The organism is Aestuariivivens sp. NBU2969 (assembly GCF_019931125.1).
Taxonomy (GTDB): domain Bacteria; phylum Bacteroidota; class Bacteroidia; order Flavobacteriales; family Flavobacteriaceae; genus Aestuariivivens; species Aestuariivivens marinum.
In genome coordinates, this window is record NZ_JAIOUU010000047.1 from 1 (window position 1) to 4,515 (window position 4,515).

General features: G+C 31.2%; 5 protein-coding genes. 4 read left to right on the forward strand and 1 reads right to left on the reverse strand.

Annotation, left to right across the window (positions count from 1 at the left end; translation table 11 throughout):
• On the reverse strand, window positions 1–712 hold a 712-nt coding region (locus tag K7G79_RS14570), incomplete at its 3' end, for an endonuclease (RefSeq protein ID WP_223552328.1).
• A gap of 357 nt (window positions 713–1,069) precedes the next feature.
• Between K7G79_RS14570 and K7G79_RS14575 the strand changes: the two genes are divergently transcribed.
• The 4 genes from K7G79_RS14575 (at window position 1,070) to K7G79_RS14590 (ending at window position 4,287) form a co-directional block, all read left to right on the forward strand.
• A complete protein-coding gene (locus K7G79_RS14575; RefSeq protein WP_223552329.1) occupies window positions 1,070–1,546 on the forward strand; it encodes a type II secretion system protein GspG in 477 nt (158 codons plus the stop codon).
• A 381-nt stretch (window positions 1,547–1,927) separates the two neighbouring features.
• The gene (locus tag K7G79_RS14580; protein WP_223552330.1) at window positions 1,928–2,911 is read left to right on the forward strand and encodes a thioredoxin family protein; all 984 of its coding nucleotides are present in this window, start codon (window positions 1,928–1,930) and stop codon (window positions 2,909–2,911) included.
• Between the two features lie 151 nt (window positions 2,912–3,062).
• Window positions 3,063–3,662 carry a hypothetical protein gene (locus tag K7G79_RS14585; protein WP_223552331.1) on the forward strand — a complete coding sequence of 200 codons (600 nt, stop codon included), beginning with the start codon at window positions 3,063–3,065 and terminating at the stop codon, window positions 3,660–3,662.
• A 184-nt stretch (window positions 3,663–3,846) separates the two neighbouring features.
• Complete coding sequence (locus K7G79_RS14590; protein ID WP_223552332.1) at window positions 3,847–4,287, forward strand: hypothetical protein; 441 nt, start codon at window positions 3,847–3,849, stop codon at window positions 4,285–4,287.
• Window positions 4,288–4,515: the final 228 nt, after the last annotated feature.

Below are 4,515 nucleotides of genomic sequence, written 5' to 3' on the forward strand. Positions count from 1 at the left end.
CCTCTAAAACAGTGTTTCTCTGGGTTTCATATTCAGAAACAGGGTCTTCTACATTCCATTGTAGAAATACATCTGGCATCCCTGCATTATGCGTATTTGCTCCCGTTCCGATATCATTTGCTGGACACTGGGTAGGGTATCTTAAAAACATATACATAACTATGCGGGCTACATCTCCTTTCCATTCGTCACCTGGATACCAATTACCACTTCCTGTAATATGTGAATTACCTGCTCCTTCTTCAAATAGTCTATTGCTTCTGGTGGTATTCATATCCCCGTCACAAGCCCTTAAATTATGGGCATCAGTTCCTGGTCCTGGTTCATCTGTTGTTAAAGCAGGGGTAGCAATTGACCTGGCGTATACATGTTCCCTATTAAATAACCCTGTACAGGAAGTAGTATGACATGATAAATCCTTATCCCTGGTATAATCTGTTTCTGAGTTTCCATCATTATCATCGTACCCATAAAACAGTAATACATTGTCTGAATCTCCAGGAACTAAATCTGTTTGTTTTACGGCATCCCAAGTATCTGGTTGACTCGAGGTATAGGGTAGTTCTGTTGTATGTGTATTTGTTATTAGTTGGGCTAAATCAGATTCTAAAGGTTGTCCATTTTGATTAAAATCTATACTATTATAGTAAGATGGTATTTGAGAAAAACACAAACAGGGGAGTAATAGTAATAAGTAGATTTTCTTAATCATGTTGGTGAATATCTGCGTGCAGAAGAGGCTTATTTTTTATAACTTAAATATACTGCATTTATTTTCTTAAATCAAGATTTGCACTTAAAAACTACGCCTGTCTTCTTCTGTTTCTTAAACTAATACTACATGTTTTCCATCAAAAACCTTGGTAAGTTGGCATAGACAAATTTGACAGGTTATTTTTGAGTTTTTATATTCCCCCAAAACATTTACCTAAGTTATTTCCCTATATTTGATTTTAAATACTTCTGGTTTATACACCTACCGTATATGGTGGATATGTTTACTTTTAAAGATATATATAGTAGGGGTATATACACCAGTAAACATATCCCTGCGTTGTAGCACATTTGAATGACCGAACTAATTTTAGAAATATTAGTAAACTTTGGACTGATTCGTGAAGATTATAAACACCATAAAAAAATCTCGAAAAAGGAAAAAGCTGACGGAAAGAAAAGACCGTTTCAAAGGTATTTTCTGCAACCAAGTTCGATAATGGTTATTTCAGTTTTGGCAATCGGAATTATAAGTGCATTTCTATTTTTTAGTTACCAGCGAATATCAATTTTCCCAAAAAAGACAAAAAAAGAAATTAAGGAGATAACTGAACGAATGGAAAATTGGAAAGAAAAATTTGGAACTTACCCAACTGACTTAAATGAATTAATTGGAAATAATCCGATGCGACAGGAATGGAAAACGGACTCGTGGAATAGACCTTACCAATATTCCGTGAATGAAAGCGGAATTGGATTTTTGATTGTTTCGGCAGGTTCAGACGGGGAATTTGAAACAGAAGATGACATCAAAATTACTAGAACTGAATAAATGGACTTATTTCAAATCATAATCGGTCGATATATTTTCAACTACATAGGTGGAACAATACGTTGGATTTATGGGTCAATTTGGAGAACAATTTTTAAAAGACCAAAATTCAGTTACAGAGAATATATAGATGGACCAAAAAACTCAAAAGACCATTTTGACGAATTTGGACACCAATTTAATAATCGACTAATTGGAATTGGCTTTTTAGTCGGAATTGTAATAATACTAATGAATTAAAAAAACGTGCTACAACACCGTGTAAAAATAATTGCTTGGTTCTTGCCTACTCGGAAAATCCTGCGGATTTTCCTCTGGTTCGTTCCATTTTTAGTAAGTTAGTTGCTCGCAACTATCCTTACACAAACCGTTACCACACATATGAAAAGAACATTGCTAATCATCTTTTTACTCCAATTTTCAATAGAATTATCTTATTCTCAAACGGATTGTGAAAAAATTTTATCTAAAGAAATTAATTTAACTTTTTCGGAAAAAAGTGATTTAAACATATTGAATGACACTTTTTCAAAATTAACGGATTGTGGATTGGAACAAATTGATGCTGACTTTTTTACTAACGGACCAATTTTGGGAACATTATTAGTTCCTTTAATAAGTGAAAATAATGGAAAAGTAACCTACCAAAACCTGTTTGACAAAATAATGGAAATCAAACAAACTCCACAATACGGAAAAACAATAGAACTCTTTAAAATTTCCAATGAATTAGAGAAAAGAAAAGCAGATATAAATAACTGGGAAGAGGATAAACTTCTTTTACAAAAACTACAAACCTCAAATGAATTTATAGACAAATTCTACGATTACTTAAAAGAGCATTCTAATCCAGAAAAAACGTATAAAGAAGTTTTTGCAAATTTCAGAGAAACCCAAAAACCTAAACAGCTAGAAAATGAGTCGTCAACTAAAAAAGAATATAACGGGATTTTTAAAAACGCTGGTAATGTCAATTACGAAGAGCTTTTAAAAAAGTCAATTGAATTAAAAAAACCATTACTGCTTTATTTTACAGGATATGCTTGTGTAAATGCAAGAAAAATTGAGCATTATGTCCTTTCCAGTAGTTCAATTACTGAAAAACTTAAAAATGAGTTTTATTTTGTTAACCTATATGTTGACGATAGAAAAAGTTTACCAGAAAATGAGCGAACAAAATCTAAAACAAACGAAAAACCTCTCAAATATATTGGACAAAAACATTCTGAATTACAAATAACAAAATTCAAGAATAATTTTCAACCTTACTTTGTGATAATAGATAAAAATGGGAATAAAATAAAAGAACAAGGATATACTACAGATATTAAATTATTTGAGGAGTTCTTAACTATAGATAAATAAATACGTGTGGTAACACCGTGTAAAAATAATTGCTTGGTTCTTGCCTACTCGGAAAATCCTACGGATTTTCCTCTGGTTCGTTCCATTTTTAGTAAGTTAGTTGCTCGCACACGCAACTATCCTTACACAAAACGTTGTGTGTAATTAAGAAATGAAGAAGAAGAAAAAGAAACATAAAAAGAAGAAAAAAGGAAAATCACTGAATTACAAATTGTTTGTAATAATTGGCGGAATCTTTCATTTCATAGTTTACTTATTATTAGATTTAACTTTTTACAATGACACTATATTTTGGTTGAGTCTAATACTTTGTGGCTTAATTTCAGGACTTTATTTCATAAAGAAAATGGAATTACTCAATCCTGAAAACTATAGAAAAATTAAAGGTTCAAAATTGAAACTATACATGTTTTCTGTTTGTCTTTTAATTATGATAGGAACTACTTTAATATTTGGAAACCTTATAAATGGAACCTTACTCGGACTGAATTATATTGGAAAACAGAATGAATCCAATAATATAGAATACAGAATTGAAAAAATTACTCAACATAAAACTGGAGGAAGAAAAAGAATCAGAAGAAATAACCCGAAAGTATATTTTGAAAAAAATGGAGAGATAAATAAACGAAACTTATCAGAACATTATAGTTTAAAGAAAAATTATTCAGAATATAAAACAATTGAATTTATCACGAATAAAGGCTTGTTAGGTTTTGAAATTATTGAAAATTACGAATTGAGAAAATAAAACAACTACACACAACAACGTGTATAATTAATTGCGGCGGAATTTCCTAAACGGAAATTCACTCGAATTAATTACTTTAGTGCTACGGCGGAAAAATCTCGCTGATTTTTCCGCAACTAATCATACACGAGACCGTTGTGCGTAATTTGAGAAACAGTACCAAGAAAACAGAATTTTACGATTTATGAACGAAGATTTACTAAATGAATTAACCGAAATGGACGAAATTCATTGCGTTTTAAATTTACAGAAAGAAGCGGAAAACTATTTAAAAAGCTTTGACTGGTGTTTGAAAATAAAAAAATCTTGGTACGACAGTGGATTTAGTTCTTACGACATAATTGGAGTTTTTCTTTTTGAAATTGAGCCTATAAATGAAAATGTTGATGATTTTATTTGGGTTATTGTTGGCGACTTACCAACTGTTTATCTGGACAAAACTGTGACTTCTGGAATGGAAGCAATAGAAGTTTACTGTGACTTAATGGAGGATTGGATTGATAATGTTAAAAATGGACAATCTTTGGAGGAATGTTTTCCTGTACCAAGTGAACCGACCATTGAAAATGCTGATTTATTAAAAACCCGAATAGAATTAATTAAAGAAATATTTTTAACGGAATAATAAAAACTACGCACAACACCGTATAAAAAAAATTGCTAGTTTTAGCTAAACCAAAGTTTAGTTGCTCGTTTGCTAGCTTCTGATTTTCCTTCGGAAAATCCTTGCACACAAACACGCAACTTTCCTTATACATAAACGTTAGGCACAATTAAATAATTCAACATATGAAACCATCTATCTACTCATTATTCCTTTTTACTTTAACAATACTAAGTTGTAATCAACAAA